We start from the raw sequence: 25410 nt of genomic DNA on the forward strand, positions 1-25410 counted from the left end.
CATGCCCCACGTGATCGTCAAGCACTTCCCCGCCCCGCTCGACGACGAGCGCCGCGCCCGCCTCGCCGCCCGCATCAGCGAGGCCCTCCAGGAGGCCTTCGGCGTCGACGACGGCGCCGTGTCGATCGTGCTGCAGCCCGTCGAGCCCGAAGTGTGGGACACCGAGGTCTACCAGCCGGAGATCGCGGACCGCCGCGACCAGCTGCTGAAGGTGCCCTCGTACTGAGCCGCGGTCACCGTCGGTCGTTCACTTCCGCGTTCGGCCCGCCACCCGTTCCGTTGAAATGAACGGATGGGCATGTCCCGGCCGCATCCCGCGGCATTGCCTGGAAGGGGGCCTTTGCCCAAGGGCCCCCTTCTGCGATGGGGTACGCGTGCGAATCGCTGAGCAATGGCCCCTTCTCGAACGCATCGCGGAGGAGAGCCGACAGGGCCCGGCAGACGTTCAACTGGTGCCCACGGCCCACCCCCTCCGCCTCCAAGTGATCGAGGAAGTCCTCCACCACGGTCGGTGTCACCGCATTCAGCTTCCGCGATCCGATCACCGGGTTGATCTGTGCCCTGAAGCGGCTCGCCAGGGTTTTCGCGGTCGAGTACTCGGTTGTCTTGCGCTGCCGGGGCAACCACGTCCGGGCGTACTCCTCCATCGTCTGCCGGCCCAGTTCGCGGCGTGCCTCGGCCACCGGGGGAGCCGTCTTCTCCCGGTCGGCGTACAGCTCCGTCAGCCCTTCGACCGCCGCGTCCTGGGTCCGGTACCCGGTTTCCTCTCGCTGTCTCCCCCGAGCGTCGCGGAACCGGATGGTGCAGGCGTGCGGGCAACAGTTGGGCTTGGAACAGCGCCTACCTGGTGCTCTACCCGAGGGCACGGGTCTGGATCCTCGTCCCCTTCCTCCTCTTCCTGCCGCTGCGGCTGCCGGCCTGGCTGGTGCTGGGCTTCTGGTTCGTGCTGCAGGCGTTCTACTCCACCGGCGAGGCCATCGCCGAGGCGGGCACCGTGGCATACCTGGCCCACGTCGCCGGTTTCGTCGCGGGCATGCTGCTCGCCTGGCCCCTCAAGCCCGGCACTCCCCCACCACCCGAACCGGGCGGCATCCTCTTCGGACGCCAGACGCGACGGGCCTGGTAAGGAACACACGCCAGAGGCCGGGCAGCGCGAGGAAACCTGAACAAGCCTGCACCAGCAACATTTGCCCTACCGAGTCAGCCGTCGATCATTGAGTCGACCACCTGCATGTTTACCAGGCCTTTGAGCTTCCAGCACCTCCCGCACAGCGGGGGAAGCTCAGGCACGTCCTTGAACAGCACGCCGAAATTCCGATCGGAGTCCGGGCCCCGTCGAGGATGACGATTTCCTCGGCACCGGCCATGCCCGCGTCCCCTCTCACACGCCGCCCAGCGAGAACCTCCAGCGACGGGAGTTGACGGCGCCCCGCGGTCACACGAAAGAGCAGGGCGCCCTACTATCGTGCCGCCACGAGGGATCCGTCACACCGAGGGAAGCCGAAATGCCTCTGCTGCACGACGACATGGGCACCGCCCTGAACCTCGTTCGTCCGCCACGTCGGGTGGTGTCCCTGGTGCCGTCGCTCACGGAGGCGATCGCTGCCGCCCGGCCGGACGTCCTCGTCGGGGCGACCCACTGGTGCACCCACCCCGGCGACCTCGACGTGGTACGGGTACGAGGCACCAAGAACCCGGACCGTGAGGCGATCGTGGCACTGCGGCCGGACCTCGTGATCGCGAACAAGGAGGAGAACCGCGAGCTGGATGTCACCCGGTTGCGGGCTGCGGGGGTGCCGGTGTGGGTGACCGTCATCGAGACCGTCCCGCACGCCCTGGACTCACTCGAGCGGATGCTCGTCGAGGCTCTGCAAGCCCCGATCCCCGACTGGCTCGACGCGGCACGAGCTTTCTGGTCGGGCCCGCTTCCCGACGTCACCGCCACCGTGGCGGTCCCGATCTGGCGGGATCCCTGGATGGCAGTCGGAAGGTCCACCTTCACCGGCGACCTGCTGCGCCGGGCCGGTCTCGCCAACGCGTTTGCCGAGCATCCGGACCGCTACCCGCACGTGGCGCTGGAAGAGATCGACCGGACGGACGTGGATGTCGTACTGCTGCCCGACGAGCCGTACGAGTTCTCCGAGAGCGACGGTCCCGAGTCCTTCCACCGCGCGCCGACCCGGCTGGTGAGCGGTCGGCTGATCACCTGGTACGGTCCGTCCCTCCTCCCGGCACACGACATGTTGCGGCAGCTCGTGGCGACGTTGTGAGCGCTGTGTCGTGAGCGCTCACAGCACCGCCGTCCGATCGGCCAAGCACGCGGTTCGGCGGGAGGCGCTCCGGGTGGCCGCGGCTGTTACCGGGCTGCTGTCGGCAGAGCGGCAGGCACCCGTCGTGACTCAGGCCGACAGCGGCCATGCTCGTCGCCGCGCGGTCCACGCCACCGCACCCGGCCGGACTGGTGGAGATCATCGCCGATGATGGCGCCGGCCCTGTCCCCGGAACGACAGCTTCCCGTGGCGGCGAATCACTGCCCTCGGACCGGCGCTTCACCAGCCTGCTCACCCTCGATCCGGATATCGGCCTCACCGCGGCCGCCCACTGGATCGCGACTGCCGGTGCGGCGCCGCTGTCCGCGAAGGACGCCTTCCAGGCCATCCGCACACATCAACCGTTCGATGGCGTACCAGGCGCGGCGTGCACACCCTCGCGTCGGAGCTGACGTGGACGCGTCGAGCTCCGCAGGGCGCGTCAGTTCATCGGGCGCTTCCCCGAACTCAGGGCAGGTTGCGGGCCATGACGATCCGCTGGATCTGGTTGGTGCCCTCGTAGATCTGGGTGATCTTGGCGTCGCGCATCATGCGTTCCACCGGGTAGTCACGGGTGTAGCCGTAGCCGCCGAGGAGCTGGACGGCGTCCGTGGTGACCTCCATGGCGACGTCGGAGGCGAAGCACTTGGCCGCGGCGCCCTGGAAGGTCAGGCCCCCTTCCCCGTGTAGAACTCCGAGACGCCGGCGTTGGTGATCCAACGCTTGACGCCGTTCAGGACGTAGGCGTCGCCGTCACGGACCGCCCGGGTCCTCATGCCGGCCGCGTCCGAGCCCGCGTCCGGCTCGGACAGGCAGTACGAGAACATCGCCTTGCCCCGGGCCAGCGGGGCCGGGTACCTCTTCTTCAACTCCGCGGAGCCGGAGAGGAGCACCGGCAGCGAGCCCAGCTTGTTCACCGCGGGGATCAGGGACGAGGACGCGCAGACCCGCGCGACCTCCTCGATCACGATGACCGTCGCGAGGGCGTCGGACAACACCACCGTCGACGACATCGTGCGCCGGGCCGGCGTAGGCCGCCGTTCCTTCTTCAGGTACTTCCCCACCAAGGAGGAGGTCGTCTTCCCCGACCACGAAAGAGCCCTCGCCGACATGGTCGAGTACCTGGAAGAAGGCGCTCAGGACCCCGACCCCGTCGGCCGCGCCTGCGGCGCGGCTCGCCTGGTGATGCGCACGTACGCGGAGAACACCGAGTTCTCGGTGAAGCGGTATGCGCTCACCCGCAGGGTCGCGGCTCTGAAGGCCCATGAAATCTCTGTCGTGTGGCGATACGAGCACGCCCTCGCCGCCTACCTCAAGCGCCGGTTCGCCTCCCTGCCGGACGGCGACGCCCGGGCGTACACAGTCGCCGCGAGCGTGGTCGCCGCGCACAACTACGGACTGCGCACCTGGCTGCGCTCCGGGGCCCGCGGCGATGTGGCCGCAGGCGTCGATCAGGCCCTTGACCTGGTCCGTCGCACCTGGGGCGACACCGGAGAAACCCTTGTCCTGGTCGCCAGGAGCAGCACTCCCCTGTGGCAGATCGTCCAACGACTCGAAGGCATCCGACCGGACAGTTCCCACCGGGCAACCCCTGGGATGGGGAACTGAATCCCCTCAGGTGAGGGAATTCAGTTCCCTTGAGAGGGACTTCGTTCGCGCTCTTTCTCCGTCCTCCCCCGGTGCAGGCCGGTGGCGCGCCACGCGTTTCCTCCGGCAGCGGTGCTCCCGGGGCCACTTGCCACCGAGCGGGCACGGGGTCAGACCCCGGCGGGCTCCGGCGCCTTGGCTGCCCCACCGGCACGGGTTGCCCTGGCTCCTCGCCGGTCGGCGACGAGGAACAGGGCCAGGCCGAGCACGACCCAGACGGTGAGCACCAGGGCCGGGCCCGCCGCGCCGGTTCCGTCGAAGAAGGCATTGGCGCGCAGGAGGCTGCCGGACGCACCCGGCGGCAGGAGCCGGCCGATGGCGGCCCAGCCGGAGGGCAGCCAGTACGGGCCGGTGCCCAGGCCGGACAAGGGGTTGCCCAGAAGCATCATCACAACCGCCCCGATTCCGATGCCCGCCATGCCGATCAGGGCTTCCAGGCCGATGAAGGTCATGGAGAGGGCGGCCATGCCCAGGGTGAGGCCGAGGGCGGTGAGCCAGTAGTCGCCCGCCAGGGATCCGGTTGCGTACTGGAGGAACGCGGTGGCCGCGGCCCCGGCGAACAGGGAGAAGAACACGGCGCCGGCCAGACGTATGCACAGGCCGGCATGGCCGGGGAAGAGACGGGTGAGGATCACCGCGGGGAAGATCCCACCGAAGATCATCGGTAGTCCGGCGGCGGCGAAACCGGCTCCGCGGGGGTCGTCCTCGGGGTAGGGCACGAGATCGTGGACGGTGGCCTTCGCCTGCTGCTGGGCGGCGACGGTGTTCCCCAGGGCGGTCAGCGCGCCGCCGGCCATCGGGGCGCCGGCGGTGGCCGTGTAGACGTCGACGCCGCCGGAGGCGAGAGCCATGCCCCCGGTGATGTCCCGGTCCTTGATCGCGGAGGTGAGAGCCTCGGCGCTTTCGTAGACGGTGACGTCCCAGGCGTCCCCGTCGAGCGTCTTCTGGAGTGCCTGGGCGGCAGTCTGCGGTCCGGTCACGCCGATCGGGACCCGGTGCGGACCGCCGTGCACGCCGGGCAGGGCGAACGCGCAGAGCATCAGGGTGACCACGGCGGTCAGGCCGAGCAGGACGGCGGCCAGTCTTCGCGCGGCACCAGGCTGCGAGGCCTCGGGCCCCGGCGTGGGAGTGGAGTGATCGGACATGGCGATGCGGTTCCTTCCGGCCCGCGAACCCGTTGTGGGACACAGGGCCGGGCAGGGCGATGGTGTGAATCGGCGGTGTGGCGTGGGGCGTTGGGCAACACCTTTATGTGAGACTCGATTACAGGGTAACCTTATCCATGTGTCAAAGCTCAGCAATCTCTCAGCGGGAGCGGTACCGGAAGAGGTGGTGCGGGCGGCCCTGCGCGCATCGCGCGTCCGGGGCGTGCCTGTCGCCGATGTCCCGCTGCTCGCCGTCGCCGAGGAAGCCGGCATCTCACGCAGCACCTTGATGCGCCGCCTCGGAGGCACCCGTCGCGCCCTGGACGAGGCGGTACGCGCGGCCGGGGTGGACCCCGGAGGCCAGAAGCCGGTCCGCCAACGCGCCGTGGAGGCCGCCGCCGCACTCATCAGCGAGCAGGGCCTCGCCTCGGCCACTCTGGAACGGGTGGCCGCCGGTGCCCAGTGCTCCGTGCACAGCCTGTACGCGGCGTTCGGCGGACGGGACGGACTGCTGCACGCCGTCTATGAGCGCTACAGCCCGATCCTGGACGTCGAAGCGGTCCTCGCAGGCCCGCACCATGACCTGGCGGACACCGTCCGCGAGATCTACCGCCTGCTGGTCGGCTCCCTCAGCCGCGAACCGCGGGTGCTGCCGGCCATGATCGCCGACGCCCTCTCACGCCCCGGGGACCCGATGGTCCAATCCGTGTACCAGCAGTTCTTCCCCCGCATGCTCAGCGGCATCGGGCAGTGGCTGACCGACGAAATCGCCGTCGGCCGCATCCGCGACCTCCCCCTGCTACTGCTGACGCAGCAGCTGGCCGGCCCCGTTTTCTCCCACTTCCTGATGCGTCCTGCCGCCTCGCGGGTGCCCGGGGTGGACCTGCCCACGGCCGAGGAGGCCGTCGAGGTCTTCGCACAGACCTTCCTGCGCGCCGTCGCCGTGCTCCCGCCCGCCGACCGGACCTGACGCCTCCGCGCGTCCTGACGAGACCGGCCGGCCGGGTCGGCAAAGAACCGGCCGACGCCTCCCGCAAGCGGCCGCACCCTGAAGTCGGCCGCCGCCTCGACCCGGGTGAGCGAGTCCGGTGTCGTGCCGGCCGCGACCATCCGGCTACCGCAACCACGAGTACCGGCACTCCGGAATCGGCCTGCACACCCCCGCCTCGGTCCACTTCGGCGCCGCCCACGAAGTGCGGGACCAACAGTCCGCCGCCCTGGCCGACACCTGCAGACGCCACCCCGAGCGCTTCGCCCGACGGCCGAAACCACCCGAGACACCCGGCCATGCCTGGATCAACGATCCCGCCAAACGAGCACAACCCGAACCACAAAGCCCATAGCGACGAAAACGCCTCATTTGACTTGACAACCACGTGCGCCGTGGAAAGCGCTGTTCGACCGAGTGGAGGTGGAAGACCTGCACCGCGCGCCCCGTCGCAGCGGGGTGGGCGTAGCCGGCGGCAGCCTGATCCGGGAGGTGCCGGGGAGGGTGGGAGCAGCCGCGACAAAGCCGGGACGGTCCAGGACTGCCAGAGGGGTCGGGTCCGGCGAGCGAGACGCAGAGGTGTACGAGAGGAACCGGCGTTTACGCCCCGAAATGAGTCACCGGCTCGAACCTGGCGGATCCGGGCCGGATGCGGTGCGCACCCAACTCCGCAAGGGAGTTGGGGAACTTCCGGGCAGGTTTGTATGTGCAGGCCCGGGAGGCCGTGGTGAATGACTGCGGCGTAACGGGTACGCCGGGTTCGGCGAGCGGCCTGGAGAAACGAACCGGTGGCAACACCGGCACCGCGCTCCAGGCCGACTCAACCGCATCCGCGCAGGGCCGGTCCCGCCCGGCCCTGCGCGGCACGCTCAGCCGTCGGTCGGGGCTGCGGCGTGCGGTCCGCCGTCGAGCATGCGGTCCACGACCCGCGCTGTCGCGAGACCGTCCCCGGGTTCGCAGAAGTCCTTTATGAACTGAGCGTACTTCTCCCGGTACTCCGCTTCGACGGCATCGACGTCGCGCAGGGCCTTGACCAGGTCTTCGGAGGTCTGCAGCAGCGGGCCGGGCGCCCGGGTGGTGAGGTCGAAGTACAAGCCGCGCAGCGTGTCCCGGTAGTGCTCCAGGTCGTAGGTGAAGAACAGTATCGGCTTACCCGAGTGCGCGAAGTCGAAGAACGCCGAGGAGTAGTCGGTGACCAGCACATCGGCGACGAGGTACAGATCGGCGATGTCCGGGTAGCGGGTGACATCCCACACGAAGCCCCGGCCGGCACCCGGTACGTTGTCATGGACCCTCGGGTGCTTGCGGAAGAGCAGCACATGGTCGTGACCGAGTTCGGCCTGGGCCGCGGCCAGGTCGATCCGCAGATCGAGTTTGTACAGCTTGCTCGCGTGCTTCTGGTCTTCCCGCCAGGTAGGAGCGTAGAGCACCACCTTCTTGCCCTCGGGCAGGCCGAGCCGCTCCCTGACCCGCGCGGCCCGCGCGTCGCGGTCGGGGGCGTGGAAGACGTCGTTGCGCGGATAACCGCTCTCGAGCATTTCGCCTTCGATGCTGTACGCCCTGCGCATGATCTCTGTGGTGTACGCGTTCGGCGACACCACGAAGTCGAACTGCCGGTAGCTGTGCGGCAGGCTGGCGATATAGGCGGGATTCGACTTGGTAGTGCCGAGGAGGTCCTTGCCGATCTTCTTCAGCGGCGTGCCGTGCCAGGTCTGCACGACCCGCTGCCCGGGGCGGGTGACGAACCAATCGCCTATTGTCGTGTTGACGACGACGTAGCGGCTGCGCGCCAGTGCCTCGTACCACTCGCGACTGCCACGGCCCACCACACGCGCTCCCGGCGGCATCTCGGGCAGTCCCCCGTCCTGGGTCCAGATGTGCTCGACGTCGACCCCCCGGCGCACCAGCTCCTCGTAGACCGCCCGCGGCGAGTCCGAGAACTGCTTGCCGCTGAGGCTCATGTAGAGCACCGCGTCGCGCAAGGGGAGCTCGCGCTGCTCGTGGAAGTACACCTCGCACAGCATGCGCTGCCGGTAGGCGCCGTGCTCATCGGGGCCGAGCAGCCGTTCCGGCTCGATGAAGATGCGGTCGAAGTGGCGGCGGTCCACGGTGTAGGCACGCTGCGGGCCGCTGAAGCACATGGGCAGCTCCTGCACCTGCTCCGGACGCAAGGTCACCGGGACGTCCCCGGACTTGTCCCAGGCGTCCGCGTCGCGGAAGTACAGGTACCAGCGACCGGGGCACAGGGGCAGCTCGGGACCGTGCGCCTGCGGGGCCGCCTCGGGCTTGATCCGGACCGTGAACCGCCCGTCGGCAAGCTCGACCGGCAGCTCCTTCTCCTCGAAGCGGGTCCCGTGCCGCAGGATGACCTTCTTCCCGGCCACTTCCTCAGCGGGATACGTACCCTCGAGCACCAGCTCCCCCGACCCCGTCACGGTCATCGCGTCGACCACGGGTCGGACGGCTCGCGTTGCCAGCACCAGCCTGCCGGGCCCGTCGCGGTGGACGGCCAGCTCGCGGCCGGGGGCAAGCCGGTGCCTGCTGGTCGTGAAGCCCTCGGCGAGGAGGGCCGCCTGGCCCCGGCCGTCGGCTCCCCTCAAGGTCACCTTGAATTGCCGGGTCTTGGTTCCCGGCAGGTCGTTCGCGGCCAGCTGGGCAAGGCTGAAGACCGACTGGTGGCGCCGGAACGCGTCAGGGGAACCGGACAGGGGAGTGAGCGGGCTGTCGAGTCTGGTGTCGCCTTCGACGACGGTCACGGCGGTGGGGACCTTGGCGCCGCTCCGCGCCCTGGTGACCAGTCGCAGTTCGCCGTCGGCGACGGTGCAGGACTCGACCTCGACAGGGGGCTGCTGCACCGTGATGCTCACGGCATTCTTGGTGAAGCCGACCACGAGACGTGAGCCGTCCGCCAGATGGCGAACCTGGTTGTGCCCGGCCGTGCCCGCGTCGCGCTGGCGCACCCGCGCGCCGTAGATCCCGCCCGGTCCCAGGATCCCGACTTGCAGAAACCACTGGCCGGCACCGCGCCCGGCGAGCTCGCGCAGCCGACGAGCGGAGACGACGACTTCGAAGCCCGTGTGGTCGTAGCAGTGCAGGGCCTGTCCGGAGGCGACGGTGGCCTGCTCGCTGCGGGTGCGGCGCATGCGCAGTCTGATGCGGCGGCCGGTCTCGTCGTTCTTCAGCACCGCGAATCGGCCGACGGCGCGGCCCGATGGACGCGGCAGGTTCGCGACGAACGCGTACCCTTCCCATACCAGATCGTCGCCGCGCCAGCCGACCGAGGTGAGCTGCGCCGTCGCCGGCAAGTCGCGACGCGTGAGCGCGGCGATCCGTTCAGGCAGCGCCAGGCCCCGCAGCCCCGGCAGCACCAGCCGGGGGCGCCGGGCGCCTGCCACGAGGAAGGCGCCCGGGTCCCTGCGCTGGTGCCGGACCACCTCGACAAGATCCTCGGCGCGCCCCTCGGCAGCGAGATACCACATGACGCGCTCGATCGGAGGGAGGACAGTGAGCACCCCCTCGCCGTGGACGTCGAGCAGTTCCCGCGCCGTGGCGCGCAACTCCTCGCGCTCGGCCTGCGAGCTCTCGGGAAAATATCGCAAGATCCCCCGTACTCTTGCCGACGCGAGATCGGCGAGAGACTGCGCCATGAGTAACGCCCTTCTTCAACGTGCCAGTGAACTCCAAGCCATCGCACGTTAACCGAGTCACTCGTGTGCCGCACGTTTCGCGTGATAACAGTGCGGGCACATGCAGCTTGGATCCGCTGCCCCAGGCCAGGACGTGCCCAGGGTCCCTTGCAGGATTGAGCTTCGTCCGGTTCGCCGGAGTGGCATGGAAACGGACAGAATGTCCCCGTTCGGGCGGGGAGCGATCGCAGTGCGGGCACGGTCTCGGTGATCATGTGAGTGTCGAAGTCCCATGAACACGTGGCGAGTCCGTGCCTGCTCCTGCATCTTCCCTCATGCCCGCCGGCCTGGGCCAACCGGCCCGGGCTTTTGCCCCGGCCCCGCCGGCGGACGCGGTCCGTCTGTCCGGATTTCTGGGCCTGGTGCCTGATCCGCGAGGCGTCCACGGCCGTCGCTGTCCGCTGTCCGCGCTGGTGGCCGCTGCCGCAGCGAGTGTGCCGGCCGGCGCCCGGTCGCTGACGTTGAGCACTCTCGTCGCCGTCTGCGTGGATGGCCAGTTCCGCCTCCAGTTCGGTGATCCGCCGTCGTGCGGCCACCAGCTCGGCCTGGTCCTCGCTGGTCGGCCCCGGCAGTTTCCCGGTGTCGATGAGGTGCCGACGGCACCAGACATAAATCGTCTGCTCGCTGATGCCGAGGCCATAGGCGATCTGCCGGGTCGGCCGGCAGACTTCGACAAAATCGAGGACCTTGCGTCGGAACTCGACCGGGTAACTACGGGGCACAGAAGCCACCTTGAGTGTCTGGAGCATCATCTGTCCAGCAAGGTGACTCCACCAGACCTGGGGCACATCACCGGTGATCTTTTTTCAGGCGGACTGGGAGTTGCTCCTGGCTCCACCAGGAGGCTTCCTCAGGAACCTCCCAGGCCACCGGCTGCCGCTACCCCCACGAGGCCATCGACGCCCTGGCCGACGAGGCCCCGAACTGCACGAAGTGCTGGACGGCACCCCGCCGCGAGTCCCGACGTCGAGCCCGGATCCGTCCACGGCCTGCGCGGCATCCGGGCCCTGAGCGAGCGAGCCGCACCCGTCCTCAACGACTCATGGAAGTGAATGCTCCTGAAAAACTTCAGCGGATGCCTTTCGAAAAGGACAGAAAGGGCCTTCCGGTTCGGGAAGTCCCTTTCCGAAAGGAGCAGGTGACGTCAGCGCTTGAAAGCGTCCTTGGCCTTCTCCTTGGCCTCGCGAGCGTCACCCGCGCTCTTTTCCACCTGCCCCTCGGCGGTCATGCGGTCGTTACCGAGGGCACTTCCCAGAGCCTCCTTGATCTTGCCCTTGGCCTGCTCGGCCTTCGCCTTGGCCTTCTCGCCGGCAGTCATGGAACACGCCTCCTCGTAACTTCTGATCCGCTGTCTCGACAACCGGCTCGTGCCCCGGCTTTGCCTCCATAAACAAGGCTCCTCGGGGGAATGGCAACCATCGCGCAGGGCAGACGGAACGCCAGGAGGTCGATAACTATGGTTCCCTTGCTGCTCGTTCTGCTCCTCGCGCTGATCCTTTTCGGTGCCGGCTTCGCCGTCAAACTCCTGTGGTGGGTCGCCCTCGCCGTCCTGGTGCTGTGGCTGCTCGGCTTCGTCATGCGTTCCACCACCACCGGTGGCGGCCGCGGCCGCTGGTACCGATGGTGACCTGACACCACACTCACACCCCTGCGTAGGGCCCGGCCGTCACCGGCCGGGCCCTACGGGCACGCCTGACGAGCAAGCACACGGACCGCACCCGGCCGGGCGAATGCGTCCGAAAGGGAAAAGGGGGTAGGTGCGTTGCAGTCGGGGGCGGGACGGGCACGCGCGGAAGGAACCGGCGCGACCTCCTGCCGAGTCTCCGCCCCCGACCTCACCCGTCGCCGCTTGCGCCGGGCTGGACGGGTGCGGGCGGCTGGAAGCAGGCGGTGACGTCTTTCCCGCGAGGACAGCGGTGGGCCCGCCAGCCATCGGCGAGGGCATCGACCAGGAGCAGCCCGCGCCCCCCGAGAGCTTCGTCACCAAAGTGGCGCTGCTCGGGCAGCCGAGTCGAGGCGTCATGCACGGTCACGTGCAGGCATTCCCGGTCCCAGGTGAGGATGAGCTGCGCGTTGCTGTGGGCGTGGACGTGGGCGTTGGTGACCAGTTCGGACACGGCCAGCACGACCGAGTCCACCAGATCCGGTGCTGTCCGTGACCAACCGAGGGCCGTCAGATGCTCACGCGTCCAGTCCCTGGCCGCCTTCACCCCGCTGCTGATCGGCAGCGAACGCGCCCATCCCACAGCTCTCAGTGATGAGTCCTGTTCCACTGCCCCTCCTTCAGCCAACCGCGATACCTGTCCCGTCTACCCGGCAAACAGCAGACACATCCCACCCCCGCCGGAGCCGCGCCGCCTGCTGTTCGGCAGGTAGGCGCGGCCCCGGCAGACCTGGTGGGCCGGCCGGTCGGCCCGCGTCACAGGTCGAGCACCAACCGGGCACACCGGGCGCGGCCGACGCAGATCATCATGGTGTCGTTGGCCGCGCGCTCCTCCGGCGACAGCAGACTGTCCCGGTGGTCGGGGATGCCCTCGACGACCTTGGTCTCGCAGGTGCCGCAGATGCCCTCGCGGCAGGAGTTCGGCGCCTCGATGCCGTGGTCCTCCAGCGCGTCCAGCACCGTCCTGCCCGCGGGCACGGTGACGGTGCGTCCGGTCCGCTGCAGCACCACCTCGAACTCCCCGTCGGCGTCGCCGCCGTCGGGTTCCCGGGGGGCCGCGGCGAACCGTTCGGTGTGCAGGGCGCCCGGGGGCCAGGGGGCGCAGAGCCGCTCGACGGCTGCGAGCAGCGGCTCGGGGCCGCAGCAGTACACCGCCGTGCCCTCACGGGGCGCACCCAGGAAGGGCTCCAGGTCGAGCAGGCCGTACTCGTCCTGCGGGCGCACCAGCACCCGGTCGCCGTAGCGGGCCAGCTCCGGGAGGAAGGCCATGCTCGCCCGCGTCCGCCCGCCGTACAGCAGGGACCAGCGGACACCGCGGGAGGCCGCCCGCTCCAGCATCGGCAGCAGCGGGGTGATGCCGATGCCGCCGGCGACGAACAGGTACTCGGGGGCGTCGACGAGCGGGAACCGGTTGCGCGGCCCGGTCACCTCGACCTCCTCCCCCGGGCGGAGGACCTCGTGCACCGCCCGGGAGCCGCCGCGGGAAGCCGGTTCCCTGAGGACGGAGACGCGCCAGACGGACCGGTCCGCGGGCGGTCCGTTGAGGGAGTACTGCCGGGTGGCGGAGCCGGGCAGGCACAGGTCCACGTGCGCTCCGGGCTCCCATGCCGGCAGGTCGCCGCCGTCGGGCCGCCGCAGGTGCACCGAGACCACCCCTTCGGCTTCCCAGACCAGGGCGGCCACGCGCAGCCGCAGCCGCTGCTCCCCGTCCGCGACGGGTGCCGCCGCCATCAGGGCACCCAGCTCAGGGCGCGGTCCCCGGCGGGACTCAGGCGGACCAGCGCAAGCCGTGCATCCGGGCCGTCGGGTACGCCGCGGCCGTCCGGGTGCCGGACCTCCACGCTCAGGGGGTCGTCGGCCCCCGCCAGCACCATCGCGTCCGCGTCCGCCAGCAGGTGCCGTCCCTCCACCAGCAGCCGTCCCCCGCAGGCGACCAGGACCAGCACGTCGCTCTCGGCGCGGTCCACGGTCGTGCCGGCGCCGGGGTCGACGATCTCCACGTCCGGGCAGACCGCGGCGGGATCGGCGGCGACCTCCAGGACCGTCCCGTCCGGCAGGGGTTCGGCGATCCGTCGCGCCCCGGGAAGCGGGGCGGTGGTGGGGCCGTGTCCGCCGGCGAGCAGCCGCACCTGCCACTGCCAGGGCTCGCGGCGGGGTGTGTCCGGTGCGGCCGCGACCTCCCGGCCGCCGCCGTCCACCGGCCGGTGGGCGTTGGCGCGGAGCAGGAGCCTCATCGTCGTCCTCCTTCGTCACTCACTCGTCACTCACTCGTGGGAACTCTTGGCGGGGAACCCGTGTGCCGGTCCCGTCGACTCACCGCACCGCGGCCAGGAAGGCCCTGGTCCGCGCGTGCCGGGGTGCGGTGATGACCTGCTGGGCGGGGCCGACCTCGACGACCTGGCCGGCGTCGAAGAAGGCCACCCGGTCGGCGACCTCACGGGCGAAGCCCATCTCGTGAGTGACCACCACCATGGTCATGCCGGAGGTGGCCAGGTCCCGCATCACCGTGAGCACGTCGCCGACGAGTTCGGGGTCCAGGGCCGAGGTGGGCTCGTCGAACAGCATCAGCTTGGGCCGCATGCACAGCGCCCTGGCGATGGCCACCCGCTGCTGCTGCCCGCCGGACAGGTGCCGGGGGAAGGCCCGGGCCTTGTCCCTGAGTCCCACCTGGTCGAGCAGGCCCAGGGCCCGCTCGGTGGCCACCTCCTTGGACTCCTTCAGCGCCCGCCGGGGTGCCTCGACGAGGTTCTCCAGCACCGTCATGTGGGGGAACAGGTTGAAGTGCTGGAACACCATGCCGATCTGGGTGCGCCGGCGGCAGATCTCCCTGTCGCCGAGCTCGTGCAGCTTGTCTCCGCGCTGCTCGTAGCCCATGACCTGGCCGTCCACCCACATCCGGCCGCCGTCGACGGTCTCCAGGTGGTTGATGCAGCGCAGGAAGGTGCTCTTGCCCGAGCCGGAGGGGCCGATGAGGCAGACCACCTCGCCCCGCCGGACCTCCAGGTCGACTCCCTTGAGGACCTCCAGTCGCCCGAAGTGTTTGCGGACCTTCTCGGCCCTGACCATCGGGACCGGTTCCGCGACGCTGTCGGCGGTCATGACTTTCTCCCGGTGGCGATCGGCGCATGGGTGCTCAGCATCTGCTTGAGCTGCTGCAGCGGGGTCGGCGGCAGCGTGCGGTTGCCGCGCGCGAAGCGGCGCTCGACGTAGAACTGGCCGACGGTGAGGACGCTGGTGACGACCATGTACCAGATGCTGGCGACGATGAGCAGCGGGATGGTCTGGAAGTTGCGCGAGTACAGGATCTGCGCGGAGTAGAGCAGGTCGGGTACGGCCAGCACGCTCACCAGGGCGGTGGTCTTCAGCATGCCGATCGTCTCGTTGCCGGTCGGCGGGATGATCACCCGCATCGCCTGCGGCAGGATCACCCGGCGCATGGTCTGCATCCTGGTCAGGCCCAGCGCTCCGGCGGCCTCGGCCTGGCCCTGCTCCACGGACAGGATGCCGGCCCTGACGATCTCCGACATATAGGCGGCCTCGTTGAGGCCCAGGCCGAGGATGGCCGCGACCAGCGGGGTGATCAGCCGGTTGGCGTCCAGGGACAGTCCCGGGATACCGAAGGTCAGCGTGGGGTAGAGCGCCGCCAGGTTGTACCAGAACAGCAGTTGCACCAGGACCGGTGTCCCGCGGAAGAACGAGACGTACAGGAACGCCGCCGACCGTACGACCGGGTTGACCGACAGCCGCATCACCGCCAGGACGACGCCCAGCACGACACCGAGAGCCATGCAGATCGCGGTGAGTTCCAGCGTGACGACCAGTCCGCGGCCGATGGAGACGTCCCGCAGGTAGGTGTTGACGACATCCCAGCCGAAGCGGGGGTTGGTGAACACCGACCGCAGTGTCGCCACGCCGACCAGCAGCAGCACGGCTGCGGTCAGCCAGCGGATCGGGTGCCGTTTGGGGACGACGGTCAGGTCGGAGTCGGACACCTTGTCGATGTCCAGTGCTGAAGGGGCCGGCAGGGTGGCCATGTCAACTCCCGGACTTCAGGAGCAGGCCGGCCGGGATGTCCCACTTCTTCATGAGCGACTCCATGGTGCCGTCGTTCAGAAGGCTCTTCATGGCCGCGTCCAGGGCCGGCTTGAGCGGGGAGTCCTTGAGCAGGGCGATGCCGGTGGGAGTCGGCTCGTAGTCGGTGCCGGGTGCGAGTTCGAACTGGCCGTTGGACGCCTTGGCCTGCAGCGCGAGCGAGACCGAGTCGGCCATGACCGCGTCGACCCGGCCGCTGACGACCGCCAGGTTGGCGCCGTCCTGCGAGGGGAACAGGTCGATCTTGACGGGAGCCTTGCCGGCGCCGGTGCACTTCTTGGAGATCGCGGGGAGTTGTTCGAGGCCCTGGATGCTGCCCTTCTGAGCGGAGAGGGTGCGCCCGCACAGCACTGCCGGATCCATCTTGAGTCCCAGCGGGTTGCCCGTCCTGACCGCGATACCGGATCCGCCGTTGAGGTAGGGCACGAAGTCCACGGTCTTGGACCGCTCGGGGGTGATGGAGAAGGCGGAGGCGCCGACGTCGAACTTGCGGGCGGCCAGGCCGGGCAGGATGCCGTCGAACCCGGCGTTGACGTGGCCGACCTTCAGGCCCAGCTTGGCGCCGAGGGCGTCGGTCAGGTCGATGTCGAAGCCGATCATCGTCTTGTTGTCGGTGTCGAAGTACTCGAACGGCCGGTAGGACGCGTCGCTCGCCACCGCGAGCACGCCCTTGGATTTGACATCGGCGGGGAGCAGCGCGACGGCCGCGGTGTCCACCGCCGTCGCGGCGGCGGACCCGCCGGACGCCGGGGCGGACGGTCCCGAGCCGGTGGAACCGCTTCCGGCGGATGCGTTGGTACAGCCGGCGACGGCCAGTACGAGGGCTGCCGCGAGGAGGGGGAGACGTATCGGATGGCGCACGGGATCGTCCTTCTTGAGGGAGGGCAGGACAGGGAGGTGGTGCGTCAGCGGGTGGCCGGCCGGAGGGGCGGCGGGTGACCGCACCGGCGGCACCCGGAGGGTCAGCGGGTGACCGCACCGGCGGCACCCGGAGGGTCAGCGAGTGGCCGCACCGGCGGGGTCGGGGCGGTCGGCGGCCAGGTGGTAGAGGGCGTCGCCGAAATCCACCAGCGGTGGCCGCCGGACGACGGCGACGACGCCCGCGCGGTGTGCGAGGACGGGGACGGAGGGCCGGGCGAGTTCCTCGACGGGGTGGACCCGGCCGACCAGATCGCCCTCCCCGACCTCCTGGCCGAGGACGGCGAGCGGCTCGAACAACCCGCGTGCGGGGGTGTACACGGCGCCGTCGGCGAGCAGGTCGATCCAGCGGGTCGGCGGGGCGGGCGGGGTGTCCGGCTCCGCCGGGAGGATTCCGGCCCCCGCCAGCACCCGGCGCAGTCCGTGGACCGCGTCGGAGGCGAAGGCGGGATTGACCTCACCGCCACCGCCGAGCTCGGTGGAGATCATCGCGACCCCGGCGTCGTCGGCGGCGGTGGAGAGCGAGCCGGGTTCGAACCGCGCGGGGACGACCATCGTCCAGGGCAGCCCCATCTGCTCCGTCAGCCGCCGCTTGGCCTGCCAGGCCTCGGGGGTCGGGCCGTCGTAGGCGAAGACCGACGGGAGGTAGTGGCTGGTCGATCCGCCGGAGTGCAGGTCCATCACCAGGTCGGCGTGCGGCAGCAGTTCGCCGACCAGGGCGTGGGCGATCTGGTCGGTGGGGCCGCCCCTGTCGTTCCCGGGGTAGCTGCGGTTGAGGTTCCCGCCGTCGAGCGGCGAGACCCGGGACGCGGTACGGACCGCGGGCAGGTTCAGCGCCGGCAGGACGACGAGCCGGCCGGTCAGCCGCTCGGGATCGGTCTCACGCAGCAGGCGGTGCAGGACCACCTGCCCCTCGTACTCGTCGCCGTGCGTCCCCGCGACGAGCAGGGCCGTCGGGCCCGGTGCGCCGGAGAGCACCGCGACCGGGACCGGGACGACTCCGTTGTCGTGCCGGTTGTCCGAGTGGGTGAGGTGGAGGGCGCCGATCTGGCGCCCCGGTGCGTCGAGGTCGATGCCGCGGAGCCGTGTCACGGCGGTCAGCCCTTCGCGGCCTGGCCGGCGGCCTGCTCGGCGGCCAGCATCCGGGTGAGGATCCGGCGGGCCTTGGCGACGCCGGCGTCCTGGCCGATGAGCACGTCGTGCTCGCCGTCGGGGCGCTCCCGCATGCCGATCTCCTGCTCCCGCAGCGCGTCGGCGTCCTCGCGCAGCACGGTCTCCAGTCCGACCTCGAGCTCCTTGGTGGCCCACTCGGCGTCGACCGCGAAGTTGCGGCTGAAGGCGTAGTAGTACCAGGTGGTCCGCTCGTCGACCGGGGTGATCCCGTTGAGCACCTTGATGAGGTAGCCCTCCTCGCGCGGGCGCCCCTGGGCCGTGATGCCGGAGTGCAGCACGTGGTAGCTCGGGATGTGGAACTCGGTGGCGTGGAAGCGGTCGTACAGGCCCTCGGTGCCCATGGTCCGCGCGTACAGCGGCGGTGCCTCGACGCCGGGCATGAGCCGGTCCACGGTCACCACGTTGCCGTCCACCTCGACCGTGATGCCGTACTCGGGGATGTAGTCGTCACCGACGGTCGTCTTGTGCAGGAACGTCTCGTGGGTGAGGTCGAGCAGGTTGTCGTGGATGAGGTCGTGGCGGCACTCGAAGAGCATCGTGTGGGTGACCGTCGCCCACGCGGGGTCGTTCATCCAGTGCGTGTCGGGGACCAGGCTCTCGTCGGCGAGGTCCTCGTCACCGGTCCACACCCAGATCCAGCCGTCCTTCTCCACGACCGGGTAGCGTCGCACGCGGGCCCGGGCGGGGATGGCGGCCTGGGCGGGGACGCGGGTGCACACGCCGTCGGGCCCGTAGGCGAAACCGTGGTACCCGCACTCGACGGAGTCCCCCACGGTGCGGCCGGCCGACAGCGGATAGGCGCGGTGGGCGCAGCGGTCGGCGAGGGCCACGGCCGCGCCGTCCTGGGTGCGGTACAGCACGAGGGGTTGCTTGCAGACGACCCTGCGTACGGGCTCGCGGGTGACTTCGGTGGACCAGGCAGCGACATACCAGGTGTTCAGAACGAACACGGCCAGACCTCCTCTGGATGCAGTGCGCACACCGTATACAGTGAGTTCAGGGAAGACAACGGTCCGCACGAGGTGGAATTCTTCGGCGGACCGGAACCGAAATCCCGGTCCGGAACGGCGCTCAGGACGGAGAACAGAGGTGCGGCCTTTGCGCAGCGACCCCAGGGACACCCGGCCGTTGGGAGTCCGGGTGTACGAACAACTCCGCGACGAGATCGTCTCGGGCGGTCTGGAAGCCGACGCCACCCTGGTGCAGGAGCAGGTGGCGGAGCGGCTGGGCGTGTCCCGCACCCCGGTACGGGACGCGCTGAACCGCCTCGCCCACGAGGGGCTGGTCACCTGGCTCCCGGGCAGCGGATACATCGTCAACGCCCTGCAGCCCAAGGACATCGCCGAGGTCTACCAGGTGCGGCAGTCCCTGGAGACGCTGGCCCTGCGACTGGCCTGCGGCCGGCACGACCGGGCCCGGCTGGCCCGGCTGGCGGCGGTGATCGAGGAGATGGCGGCCGCCGAACCGGCCGACGCGGCGGCCCAGTTCGAACTCAACCGGGCGTTCCACCGCCTGCTGATCGAGCCCTGTGACAACGCGCTGCTCCTGCGGATGATCGACACCCTCTGGGACCACCCGGTCAACCGCCGCATCACCCGCTCCTACGTCCACGAGGCGGGCAACGTCCCGCTCATGGTGAGCGAGCACCGCGCCCTCCTGGAGGCCGCCCGCGCGGTGGACGAGGAGCGCCTCGTCCGTCTGGCGACCGAGCACATGTACACCGGCTACCGCGAGACCCTGCCCGCCGACAGCGGCCTCGACCTGGTGCCACGGCCGGAGTCCGAGGAGCCCGGCTGAGGACGGGCCGCCTCACACGGAGGACAGGTCGAGTTCGGCGCGGACGGTCTTGCCGGGCAGGGCCACTCCCCCGGACACGCGGGACGCGGGTGCGCGGGAGGTGGCCGATGGTGGCGGACAGCACGAGTATGGCGGGAGCGGGCACGGGCGGCGAGCCCGAGTGCTCGGACAGTCCGCGGACGTTCGGCGCGGTCGTCCAGGCGTTGCGGGAGCACGCCGGCCTGAGCCGGACGGAGCTGGGCGAGCTGGTCCGCTTCTCCAAACACACGGTGACGTCAGTGGAGTTGGAATGCCGTCTTCTCCGACTCGAAAGAGGTCGGCGTCCTCCAAATGCGGTATGCCAGGATGCGTTCGCAGGCTCTCTCTCGAAGACTTCCTGGGCCTGTTGCAGCAGATGCGAGGAGCCTGATGAGCACGAGTGAACTGGCCTGATTCAAGAGCACTTACAGCAGCGGCGGAGACGGTGACTGCGTCGAGGTGGCCGTCCCCTGGCAGGAGCCGGCAGCCGCCGCGGCGGTCCGCGTCCGGGACTCGAAGGACAGGCGCGGCCCGCAGCTCGCCCTCTCCCCCACCGCGTGGAACGGCTTCGTCTCGTACGCCGCCCAGGCTTGACGCCGTACGGCAAAGCGTCCCGCACCGGTCAACTCCGATGCGGGACGCTTGCTTTCGATCGCTTGCCCTTGGCCTGCGCGCCCTTCAGCCGCTTCTCGAAGCAGGCGTGCGCGGTTCCGCAACACCCACTCGCGCAGGGTGGCCCGGTTGATACCCGGGTGGGCGGCGATGCCCTTGCAGGTCGCCCCGGGCGTGGACTCGTACAGGGCCACGGCATCGGCCTTGAACTCGTCCGAGTAGTCCTTCATCGCCATTGGAGCCCGACACCCGATCAACCGGACGGTATACGAGCGCCTCTGCATCAGCTCCGTCCATGCCGCACGGATCCGGGCCGAGCCCGCATGACCCACATGTACCCGGCCAGGCCAAGTGATCCGCGCACCATGGCGTCAGCCCACACGGGCACGATGCCGCCCCAGGCGTTCCCCGCCAGGCTCCACAGGAGGAGCAAGGTCAGTGCGCTTGCCACTACGACCGCGCTCCCGTACTTGACCAGTGTCGTACGGCTTCTGCCCAGCCAGGCGCCCAAAAGCCCAGCCGGGATCTGCACCATCATGTGGAAGCTTGCGCATGCCAGCGGCACAACAAGGACGAGGATGAAGGGAGCATCCGCGGTGGGATCGTCCGGCGGGGTCGCGTAGGCGGCGTCCAGCATCCAGAACGGCGGTAGCAAGAACGTGAGCAGGAGGATGGCTCCGCTCAGATGCATAGCGCCAAGGTGCCGCAGGGCGGGATGTGACGTCCCGCTGCTTCGCCCCCGGACAGTCGGGCCATCGGTTCTCTCGCCCACGTTTCCCCTCCCACCGCCGTATGCGGCCTCAGGTCATGGTAGTCGGGTGGTTGCCCCGTTCTCACACGGCGCAGCACGTCCTGCGTGGCAGTCGTCATGATCCGCCGGACAGGGGGAGGCTCCAAAGCCGTTTCCAGCAAACGTCACCGGCGTCCTCCGGCACTCGCCATCAAGCCACCCGCGTCACGACGGGCGGAGGAGCCTGGCTGAGGACGGGTCCGTGCACGGCCGACCACGCTCGTCCGTCCTTCTCCCTCGGCGGCCCGCCGGGGACAGCGGCGGATGAACGTGCTTACAGCAAACGGACGTTGAGGAGCGGAAGGTGTGGTCATGGACCCCATCCGGTGGCCCGGAGCGCCCTTTCACCGGCCAGGCCCAACGCCTCACGACAGCGCCTCGCAACGGTCAACTCCGGTGCGGAGTCGGCTCGTCCGTCCGGAGGCGAACGCCCGCACAACCGCCGGGCGGGCCCGACAGCCTCGGGCCCCGGCCTCGAAGCGCAAGGTCCAGCAGTGCCGCCCCGGGGCGGTGCCACGGCTGATCATCGTGTGTCAACGATGATATTCCGCAACTCAACGATCGTATTGAGCCGGAGTCGCGGTCGCACGTGGCCGGGGGCACGGTGGGACGTAAAGTGCCAGGTGCACCAGAGCCGTTGGCCCCCTACCTCACGGAGCCCTCCGGTGGAACCGGCCTCGCCACTGCCCGAGACGCTGCGGCGTCTCCGCATGCTCATCCGCGAACAGGGCCTGGACTCCGCCGAACTGGTCGATCCGGGCAGTCTGGCCGAGCAGACCGCACTGCCCGAACAGACGGTCCGGGACCTTCTCGACGGCGCCGGCCCGCCCGACGACTCCGTGAACGACCGTGTGCGGGACAGAATCAGAACGCTGGCCCAGGCCGACCTGGCGAACACGGGAAGGCGCATGTCCGACCTCGCTGCCGGCATCTCCGAGCGTCTGGGGGTTTCCGCGGTCTGGGCGCGCCTGGTGTGCGACGGCAAAAAGGTTCCCAGCGTTGAACTCCTGCACGGCCTGGTGGGCTTCTTCGGCGTCGAGGGAGGAGAGGCCTTCTTCACCGCACGGGCCGACGAGGCCCTCGACCGCGCGCTCCTGCGCATTCTGCGCAGGCTGGAAACCCCCGGGAGCGACCCGGTCCAGGCCCTGATGGACCGTTACGGCGTCAAGACCGCCGACCTGCGCATGCACGGATCCTTCACGCGAGAGCAGGTGGAGCGCATCCTCGAGGGCGTCTTCCGATCGGTTCTGCCCCCGGAGGGAGACAAGCGGTGACCACCAAGGCGATGAAGGTTCTGCTCTCCGCGCTGGGGAGGGAGGCGGCGCGGTCCGTGCAGCGGCCGGCTGAGCCGCGGGAGGTCATGGACGGATTCATCAGGGCCATGAGCGTGCGCTCCGGGCGGCCGATCCAGCTGGTCTTCCGGTCCTTTCCCCCGGACATCCCCGTCTCCGGCATGCGTCTGGACTGCGGCGACAACAGCATCATCGTCGTGGAGGAACGCATGGCGCCGGAAGCGCAGTTGGTCATTCTCGGACACGAACTGTGGCATGAGGAGCAACGAGACTGCGGTCACCACGTCGCCGGATTGCCGACAGCCGCCCGCTCTCTCACCGGGGATCGGTCACCCGCGGCGATCGAGCGCGCCGTGCAGGAGGTCCTCGCCGCACACGAGATCTCGCGCGAGGCCCTGCTGACCATCGCGGCCCGAGCCGGTTCGGCCGACGACCATGAAGTCGACGCCGAGACCTTCGGCCTGCTCTTCGGCCGCGAAGTCCGCACCTGGATGAAGGGCCGGTACGCCGAAGGCCCGCTCACCCAGTCCACGGTCGAGGGGCGAATCCAGTTATCCCTCACCAGCCGCGGCGGTCGCATCCTCTCATGAGCCCCTCCTTCCACATCCCCTACGCGGTCCCGACGGTCCTGCTGGCACTGGCGCTGCTGATCAAGCTCCCCACGTTTCTTCGTGCCTGGCGTGACCCCGAGGTACGGGCGACCACCCTGCTGCTCTTCTGGGCCACCTCCGCCCTCGTGGTGATCATCCCCGTCAACATCGAACGCCTCAACGAACTGACGGGCGTGCCGAACATCGCCGCCCCGTGGGCCTATTCGTTCCTCACCGCCTCCTGCGCCACCGGCCTGACCATGATCATGCGGTGGAGGGAGGAACCCTCGCAACGGCGCCGCCGCAGGATCCGGCGCATCCACTGGATCTACGCGGGCATCATCGCGGCACTGTGGGGGACCTTCGCCCTGGCGGACGCACCACAGGCGCGGATCTACGACCTCGACACCTACTACGCGAGCACGCCCTGGATGCGGGAGCACATCCTGCTCTACCTGCTCGCCCACCTGGTGTCCTGTCTCACCGCGGTCCGCATGCTGTGGAAGTGGTTCCACGAGGTGGAAAACCCCTGGCTGAAGACAGGTGTCGTCTTCCTCCAGGCCGGCTTCTCCAGTGGACTGGTCTTCGATTCGGCGAAGCTGACCGCGGTCACGGCCCGCTGGTGCGGCACCGACTGGGACTGGCTCAGCACCAAGGCGGCCCCGCCCTTCGCCCTGCTGGAGGCGGCCCTGGTGGCCTTCGGGTTCATCGTTCCCCAGGCCGTTCCCGCCGTGCGGCGCGGGATTCTCGATCAGGGCGAATACCTGCGGCTGCGCCCTCTGTGGCGTGCGGTGCGCGTCCTGGGGCCCGCGGCGGCTCCCGCGCGGTTCGGCTTCTGGATCCCCCTGGACCTGCGCGTCGTAGAGCGCCAGCAGCGCATCCACGACGCTCTGCGCCTGCTGTCCCCCTACTTCGACGCGGATCTCTTCCACACGGCATACAGGGAGGCAACGATCACCCACACCGAGTCCAGAGCACGTGCCATCGCCGGCGCCCTGGCCATCCGCGACGCGATTGCCCGGTACGGCGCCAAGACCCCCGTCCACGGCAAGGCGGACCCTCCCCACATCGGCCCGGAAGTCACCGGCCATCTCAGCACCATCTCAGCAGCCCTCTACCGCCCTCGCTCCATCGACCGCGTCCGCCGGCGGGTGGCCCGCACAGAAAGCCTGAACGCGCATGCCTGACAGCTTCACCACCCGTCGGCCCACCGCCGTAGTGATAGGGGCCGGCGCCGCCGGACTGTTCACCGCGGCGGTGCTCACCGAGTTCGCCGACGTTACCGTCGTCGAACGGGACCGGCTGCCCGACGGGCCCCGGCCACGCCGCGGCGTCCCCCAGGCCCGGCACGCCCACATTCTCTGGAGCGGCGGCGTCAAGGCCTTCGACGAGCTGCTTCCCGGCGTCGTCGACGAGGCCGTCTCCCAAGGAGCCCGCCTCGTCCACATCATGGGCGACATGGTGTCGCGGGCCCCCAACGAGGTGTGGTTCCGCCGCTTCCTGGCCACCCACCACCGCAACCTGGTCTGCTCTCGCAGCCTGCTGGACTTCGTCCTGCGCGAACGCGTCCTGAACCACGCGCGCGTGGCGGTCCGCCAGGAGACTACGGTGGTCGGGCTGGAAGGCGACGCCACACGGGTCACCGGGATCCGCGCGCGGGCGGCGGACGAGGAGTTCACCCTCTCCGCGGACCTGGTCGTCGACTCCTCCGGCCGCGGCTCGCACGCCGCGCGCTGGCTCACCGGCCTCGGCCTGCCCCAGGTGTCCGAGCGCGAGGTCAACGCCGGTGTCACCTACGCCACCCGCCTGTTCAAGGCCCCGGGCAGCGCCGGCGGCAACTTCCCGCTGGTCAACGTGCAGGCCAACCCGGCCAAACCCCCGGGCCGGGGCGGCATCATCCTGCCCATCGAGAACGACCAGTGGCTCGTCACCCTGGCCGGTACCCGGGGCGGCGAACCCACCGCCGATCCCCAGGCGTTCGTGCCGTTCGCCCTCGGGTTCGACGACCCGGTCATCGGCGAGCTCATCGCCGACGCCGAACCCCTCGGCGACGTCATCACCACCCGCAGCACCGCCAACCGCCGCCGCTACTTCGAGAAGATCAGGCGCTGGCCCGACGGCTTCGCCGTCCTGGGCGACGCCATAGCCGCCTACAACCCCGTCTACGGCCACGGCCTGACCGTCGCCGCCCAGGGAGCCGTCGCCGTCCGCGACGTGCTGCGTGCCACCGGCCTCACCGCCCACGGTACGGCGCGCCGTCTCCAGCGCGCCGCGGCCAGACCCGTCGCCGCCGCGTGGGACCTGGCCGTCGGCCAGGACGCCTTCTATCCGGGGGCTGCCGAGACGCCGCCCACCCCGACGGAACGCTTCCTCGCCCGCTTCGTGGACAAGGCCGTCGAGACCGGTGCCCGCAATCCGCGCGCCATGGGCGCGCTGCTGGACGTGATGAGCATGGAGAAGCCCGCCACCCGCCTGTTCTCCAAGGACATGCTCATCCCCATGCTGTTCGGCCCGAAGAAGCCCCATCTGCAGGGCCCGCCGCTGAGCGAGGCCGAACGCAAGGCGGCCGCCTCCTGACCGGTTCCCCACCCGCACGCCCGTCAGTTCGTTGAGGCGTTCGATGTTGACGGGGATGATCACCACGAGGGCGGAGGTGGCCCAGAAGAGCAGCAGGGTGGTCGCCCGTACCT

At 69.9% G+C, this 25410-nt stretch carries 24 protein-coding genes and 5 pseudogenes; 14 read left to right on the plus strand and 15 right to left on the minus strand.

Going from position 1 to position 25410, the window contains the following annotated elements; all coding sequences use genetic code 11:
- Position 1: 1 nt before the first annotated feature.
- The gene (locus C1I97_RS01820; protein WP_111001450.1) at positions 2-226 is read left to right on the plus strand and encodes a tautomerase family protein; all 225 of its coding nucleotides are present in this window, start codon (positions 2-4) and stop codon (positions 224-226) included.
- A 7-nt stretch (positions 227-233) separates the two neighbouring features.
- Here C1I97_RS01820 and C1I97_RS01825 read toward each other — a convergent pair whose 3' ends face one another.
- Complete coding sequence (locus C1I97_RS01825; protein ID WP_258382379.1) at positions 234-683, minus strand: N-terminal phage integrase SAM-like domain-containing protein; 450 nt, start codon at positions 681-683, stop codon at positions 234-236.
- Between the two features lie 155 nt (positions 684-838).
- On the opposite strand from C1I97_RS01825, the pseudogene C1I97_RS01830 reads away from it, so the two are divergent.
- From C1I97_RS01830 to C1I97_RS39175, 3 genes and pseudogenes are all read left to right on the plus strand, one after another.
- Positions 839-1126, plus strand: a pseudogene (locus tag C1I97_RS01830) (rhomboid family intramembrane serine protease); the annotation flags it as partial.
- Positions 1127-1505: 379 nt separating this feature from the next.
- Positions 1506-2270 (plus strand): helical backbone metal receptor, encoded by a 765-nt coding sequence (locus C1I97_RS01835; RefSeq protein WP_181446521.1) that lies wholly within the window; start codon positions 1506-1508, stop codon positions 2268-2270.
- A gap of 146 nt (positions 2271-2416) precedes the next feature.
- Positions 2417-2722 (plus strand): hypothetical protein, encoded by a 306-nt coding sequence (locus tag C1I97_RS39175; protein WP_146608138.1) that lies wholly within the window; start codon positions 2417-2419, stop codon positions 2720-2722.
- Positions 2723-2777: 55 nt separating this feature from the next.
- Here C1I97_RS39175 and C1I97_RS01840 read toward each other — a convergent pair.
- Positions 2778-3301, minus strand: a pseudogene (locus tag C1I97_RS01840) (acyl-CoA dehydrogenase family protein); the annotation flags it as partial.
- Here C1I97_RS01840 and C1I97_RS01845 point away from each other — a divergent pair.
- On the plus strand, positions 3279-3917 hold the full coding sequence (locus C1I97_RS01845) for a TetR family transcriptional regulator (protein ID WP_111001471.1): 639 nt from the start codon (positions 3279-3281) through the stop codon (positions 3915-3917). The pseudogene C1I97_RS01840 and the gene C1I97_RS01845 sit on opposite strands and share 23 nt — an antisense overlap.
- A 149-nt stretch (positions 3918-4066) precedes the next feature.
- Here C1I97_RS01845 and C1I97_RS01850 read toward each other — a convergent pair whose 3' ends face one another.
- On the minus strand, positions 4067-5101 hold the full coding sequence (locus tag C1I97_RS01850) for a hypothetical protein (RefSeq protein ID WP_111001452.1): 1035 nt from the start codon (positions 5099-5101) through the stop codon (positions 4067-4069).
- 139 nt (positions 5102-5240) lie between these two features.
- On the opposite strand from C1I97_RS01850, the gene C1I97_RS01855 reads away from it, so the two are divergent.
- On the plus strand, positions 5241-6071 hold the full coding sequence (locus C1I97_RS01855; RefSeq protein ID WP_258382380.1) for a TetR/AcrR family transcriptional regulator: 831 nt from the start codon (positions 5241-5243) through the stop codon (positions 6069-6071).
- 887 nt (positions 6072-6958) lie between these two features.
- Here the strand turns inward: C1I97_RS01855 and C1I97_RS01860 are convergent.
- Positions 6959-9736 (minus strand): CDP-glycerol glycerophosphotransferase family protein, encoded by a 2778-nt coding sequence (locus C1I97_RS01860; protein WP_111001453.1) that lies wholly within the window; start codon positions 9734-9736, stop codon positions 6959-6961.
- Positions 9737-10919: 1183 nt separating this feature from the next.
- A complete protein-coding gene (locus C1I97_RS01875; protein ID WP_111001454.1) occupies positions 10920-11093 on the minus strand; it encodes a CsbD family protein in 174 nt (57 codons plus the stop codon).
- 138 nt (positions 11094-11231) lie between these two features.
- Here C1I97_RS01875 and C1I97_RS01880 point away from each other — a divergent pair, with 138 nt between their 5' ends.
- Entirely contained in the window at positions 11232-11402 is a 171-nt protein-coding gene (locus tag C1I97_RS01880) for a hydrophobic protein (protein WP_111001455.1), read from the plus strand.
- Positions 11403-11610: 208 nt separating this feature from the next.
- Here C1I97_RS01880 and C1I97_RS01885 read toward each other — a convergent pair whose 3' ends face one another.
- From C1I97_RS01885 to C1I97_RS01920, 8 genes are all read right to left on the minus strand, one after another.
- Positions 11611-12048: an ATP-binding protein gene (locus C1I97_RS01885; RefSeq protein WP_111001456.1), complete on the minus strand. Its 438-nt coding sequence runs from the start codon at positions 12046-12048 to the stop codon at positions 11611-11613.
- A gap of 146 nt (positions 12049-12194) precedes the next feature.
- Positions 12195-13169 carry a PDR/VanB family oxidoreductase gene (locus tag C1I97_RS01890; protein ID WP_111001457.1) on the minus strand — a complete coding sequence of 325 codons (975 nt, stop codon included), beginning with the start codon at positions 13167-13169 and terminating at the stop codon, positions 12195-12197.
- Positions 13169-13672 (minus strand): hypothetical protein, encoded by a 504-nt coding sequence (locus C1I97_RS01895; RefSeq protein ID WP_111001458.1) that lies wholly within the window; start codon positions 13670-13672, stop codon positions 13169-13171. The genes C1I97_RS01890 and C1I97_RS01895 overlap by 1 nt, the downstream gene beginning before the upstream one ends.
- Before the next feature lie 79 nt (positions 13673-13751).
- Positions 13752-14537 carry an amino acid ABC transporter ATP-binding protein gene (locus tag C1I97_RS01900; protein ID WP_111001459.1) on the minus strand — a complete coding sequence of 262 codons (786 nt, stop codon included), beginning with the start codon at positions 14535-14537 and terminating at the stop codon, positions 13752-13754.
- Positions 14534-15472 carry an amino acid ABC transporter permease gene (locus C1I97_RS01905; RefSeq protein WP_111001460.1) on the minus strand — a complete coding sequence of 313 codons (939 nt, stop codon included), beginning with the start codon at positions 15470-15472 and terminating at the stop codon, positions 14534-14536. The genes C1I97_RS01900 and C1I97_RS01905 overlap by 4 nt, the downstream gene beginning before the upstream one ends.
- Position 15473: 1 nt before the next feature.
- Complete coding sequence (locus C1I97_RS01910; protein ID WP_181446522.1) at positions 15474-16391, minus strand: ABC transporter substrate-binding protein; 918 nt, start codon at positions 16389-16391, stop codon at positions 15474-15476.
- Between the two features lie 135 nt (positions 16392-16526).
- A complete protein-coding gene (locus C1I97_RS01915; RefSeq protein WP_220040772.1) occupies positions 16527-17540 on the minus strand; it encodes a succinylglutamate desuccinylase/aspartoacylase family protein in 1014 nt (337 codons plus the stop codon).
- A gap of 5 nt (positions 17541-17545) precedes the next feature.
- Positions 17546-18571 carry an aromatic ring-hydroxylating dioxygenase subunit alpha gene (locus tag C1I97_RS01920; RefSeq protein ID WP_181446523.1) on the minus strand — a complete coding sequence of 342 codons (1026 nt, stop codon included), beginning with the start codon at positions 18569-18571 and terminating at the stop codon, positions 17546-17548.
- Between the two features lie 190 nt (positions 18572-18761).
- Here C1I97_RS01920 and C1I97_RS01925 point away from each other — a divergent pair, with 190 nt between their 5' ends.
- The 3 genes and pseudogenes from C1I97_RS01925 (at position 18762) to C1I97_RS39575 (ending at position 20030) form a co-directional block, all read left to right on the plus strand.
- Complete coding sequence (locus tag C1I97_RS01925) at positions 18762-19418, plus strand: GntR family transcriptional regulator (protein ID WP_220040773.1); 657 nt, start codon at positions 18762-18764, stop codon at positions 19416-19418.
- 107 nt (positions 19419-19525) lie between these two features.
- A pseudogene (locus C1I97_RS40935) lies at positions 19526-19750 on the plus strand (helix-turn-helix domain-containing protein); the annotation flags it as partial.
- Between the two features lie 76 nt (positions 19751-19826).
- Positions 19827-20030, plus strand: a pseudogene (locus C1I97_RS39575) (DUF397 domain-containing protein).
- 104 nt (positions 20031-20134) lie between these two features.
- Here the strand turns inward: C1I97_RS39575 and C1I97_RS40940 are convergent.
- Both C1I97_RS40940 and C1I97_RS40945 read right to left on the minus strand, forming a co-directional pair.
- A pseudogene (locus tag C1I97_RS40940) lies at positions 20135-20332 on the minus strand (transposase); the annotation flags it as partial.
- On the minus strand, positions 20332-20739 hold the full coding sequence (locus tag C1I97_RS40945; RefSeq protein WP_258382381.1) for a hypothetical protein: 408 nt from the start codon (positions 20737-20739) through the stop codon (positions 20332-20334). The gene C1I97_RS40945 and the pseudogene C1I97_RS40940, both read right to left, overlap by 1 nt.
- A 764-nt stretch (positions 20740-21503) precedes the next feature.
- Between C1I97_RS40945 and C1I97_RS01945 the strand changes: the two genes are divergently transcribed.
- From C1I97_RS01945 to C1I97_RS01960, 4 genes are read left to right on the plus strand one after another with little or no spacing between them, the layout of a single operon-like run.
- A complete protein-coding gene (locus C1I97_RS01945; RefSeq protein ID WP_258382382.1) occupies positions 21504-22112 on the plus strand; it encodes a hypothetical protein in 609 nt (202 codons plus the stop codon).
- The gene (locus C1I97_RS01950; protein ID WP_111001464.1) at positions 22109-22720 is read left to right on the plus strand and encodes a toxin; all 612 of its coding nucleotides are present in this window, start codon (positions 22109-22111) and stop codon (positions 22718-22720) included. Before C1I97_RS01945 ends, C1I97_RS01950 begins: the two co-directional genes overlap by 4 nt.
- Positions 22717-23907, plus strand: a complete 1191-nt coding sequence (locus tag C1I97_RS01955; protein ID WP_111001465.1) for an MAB_1171c family putative transporter — start codon at positions 22717-22719, stop codon at positions 23905-23907. The genes C1I97_RS01950 and C1I97_RS01955 overlap by 4 nt, the downstream gene beginning before the upstream one ends.
- Positions 23900-25297 (plus strand): FAD-dependent monooxygenase, encoded by a 1398-nt coding sequence (locus C1I97_RS01960; protein ID WP_111001466.1) that lies wholly within the window; start codon positions 23900-23902, stop codon positions 25295-25297. Before C1I97_RS01955 ends, C1I97_RS01960 begins: the two co-directional genes overlap by 8 nt.
- The last annotated feature ends 113 nt before the right edge of the window (positions 25298-25410 follow it).

This window comes from Streptomyces sp. NTH33 (assembly GCF_003236365.1).
Lineage (GTDB): Bacteria > Actinomycetota > Actinomycetes > Streptomycetales > Streptomycetaceae > Streptomyces.

Coding starts and splice junctions, on each gene's coding strand:
- C1I97_RS01960 (WP_111001466.1), top strand. CDS start 23,900: ATGCCTGACAGCTTCACCACCCGTCGGCCCACCGCCGTAGTGATAGGG.
- C1I97_RS01955 (WP_111001465.1), top strand. CDS start 22,717: ATGAGCCCCTCCTTCCACATCCCCTACGCGGTCCCGACGGTCCTGCTG.
- C1I97_RS01905 (WP_111001460.1), bottom strand. CDS start 15,472: ATGGCCACCCTGCCGGCCCCTTCAGCACTGGACATCGACAAGGTGTCC.
- C1I97_RS39175 (WP_146608138.1), top strand. CDS start 2,417: ATGCTCGTCGCCGCGCGGTCCACGCCACCGCACCCGGCCGGACTGGTG.
- C1I97_RS01875 (WP_111001454.1), bottom strand. CDS start 11,093: ATGACTGCCGGCGAGAAGGCCAAGGCGAAGGCCGAGCAGGCCAAGGGC.
- C1I97_RS01860 (WP_111001453.1), bottom strand. CDS start 9,736: ATGGCGCAGTCTCTCGCCGATCTCGCGTCGGCAAGAGTACGGGGGATC.
- C1I97_RS01835 (WP_181446521.1), top strand. CDS start 1,506: ATGCCTCTGCTGCACGACGACATGGGCACCGCCCTGAACCTCGTTCGT.
- C1I97_RS01820 (WP_111001450.1), top strand. CDS start 2: ATGCCCCACGTGATCGTCAAGCACTTCCCCGCCCCGCTCGACGACGAG.
- C1I97_RS01850 (WP_111001452.1), bottom strand. CDS start 5,101: ATGTCCGATCACTCCACTCCCACGCCGGGGCCCGAGGCCTCGCAGCCT.
- C1I97_RS01880 (WP_111001455.1), top strand. CDS start 11,232: ATGGTTCCCTTGCTGCTCGTTCTGCTCCTCGCGCTGATCCTTTTCGGT.
- C1I97_RS01845 (WP_111001471.1), top strand. CDS start 3,279: ATGACCGTCGCGAGGGCGTCGGACAACACCACCGTCGACGACATCGTG.
- C1I97_RS01890 (WP_111001457.1), bottom strand. CDS start 13,169: ATGGCGGCGGCACCCGTCGCGGACGGGGAGCAGCGGCTGCGGCTGCGC.
- C1I97_RS40945 (WP_258382381.1), bottom strand. CDS start 20,739: ATGCATCTGAGCGGAGCCATCCTCCTGCTCACGTTCTTGCTACCGCCG.
- C1I97_RS01895 (WP_111001458.1), bottom strand. CDS start 13,672: ATGAGGCTCCTGCTCCGCGCCAACGCCCACCGGCCGGTGGACGGCGGC.
- C1I97_RS01900 (WP_111001459.1), bottom strand. CDS start 14,537: ATGACCGCCGACAGCGTCGCGGAACCGGTCCCGATGGTCAGGGCCGAG.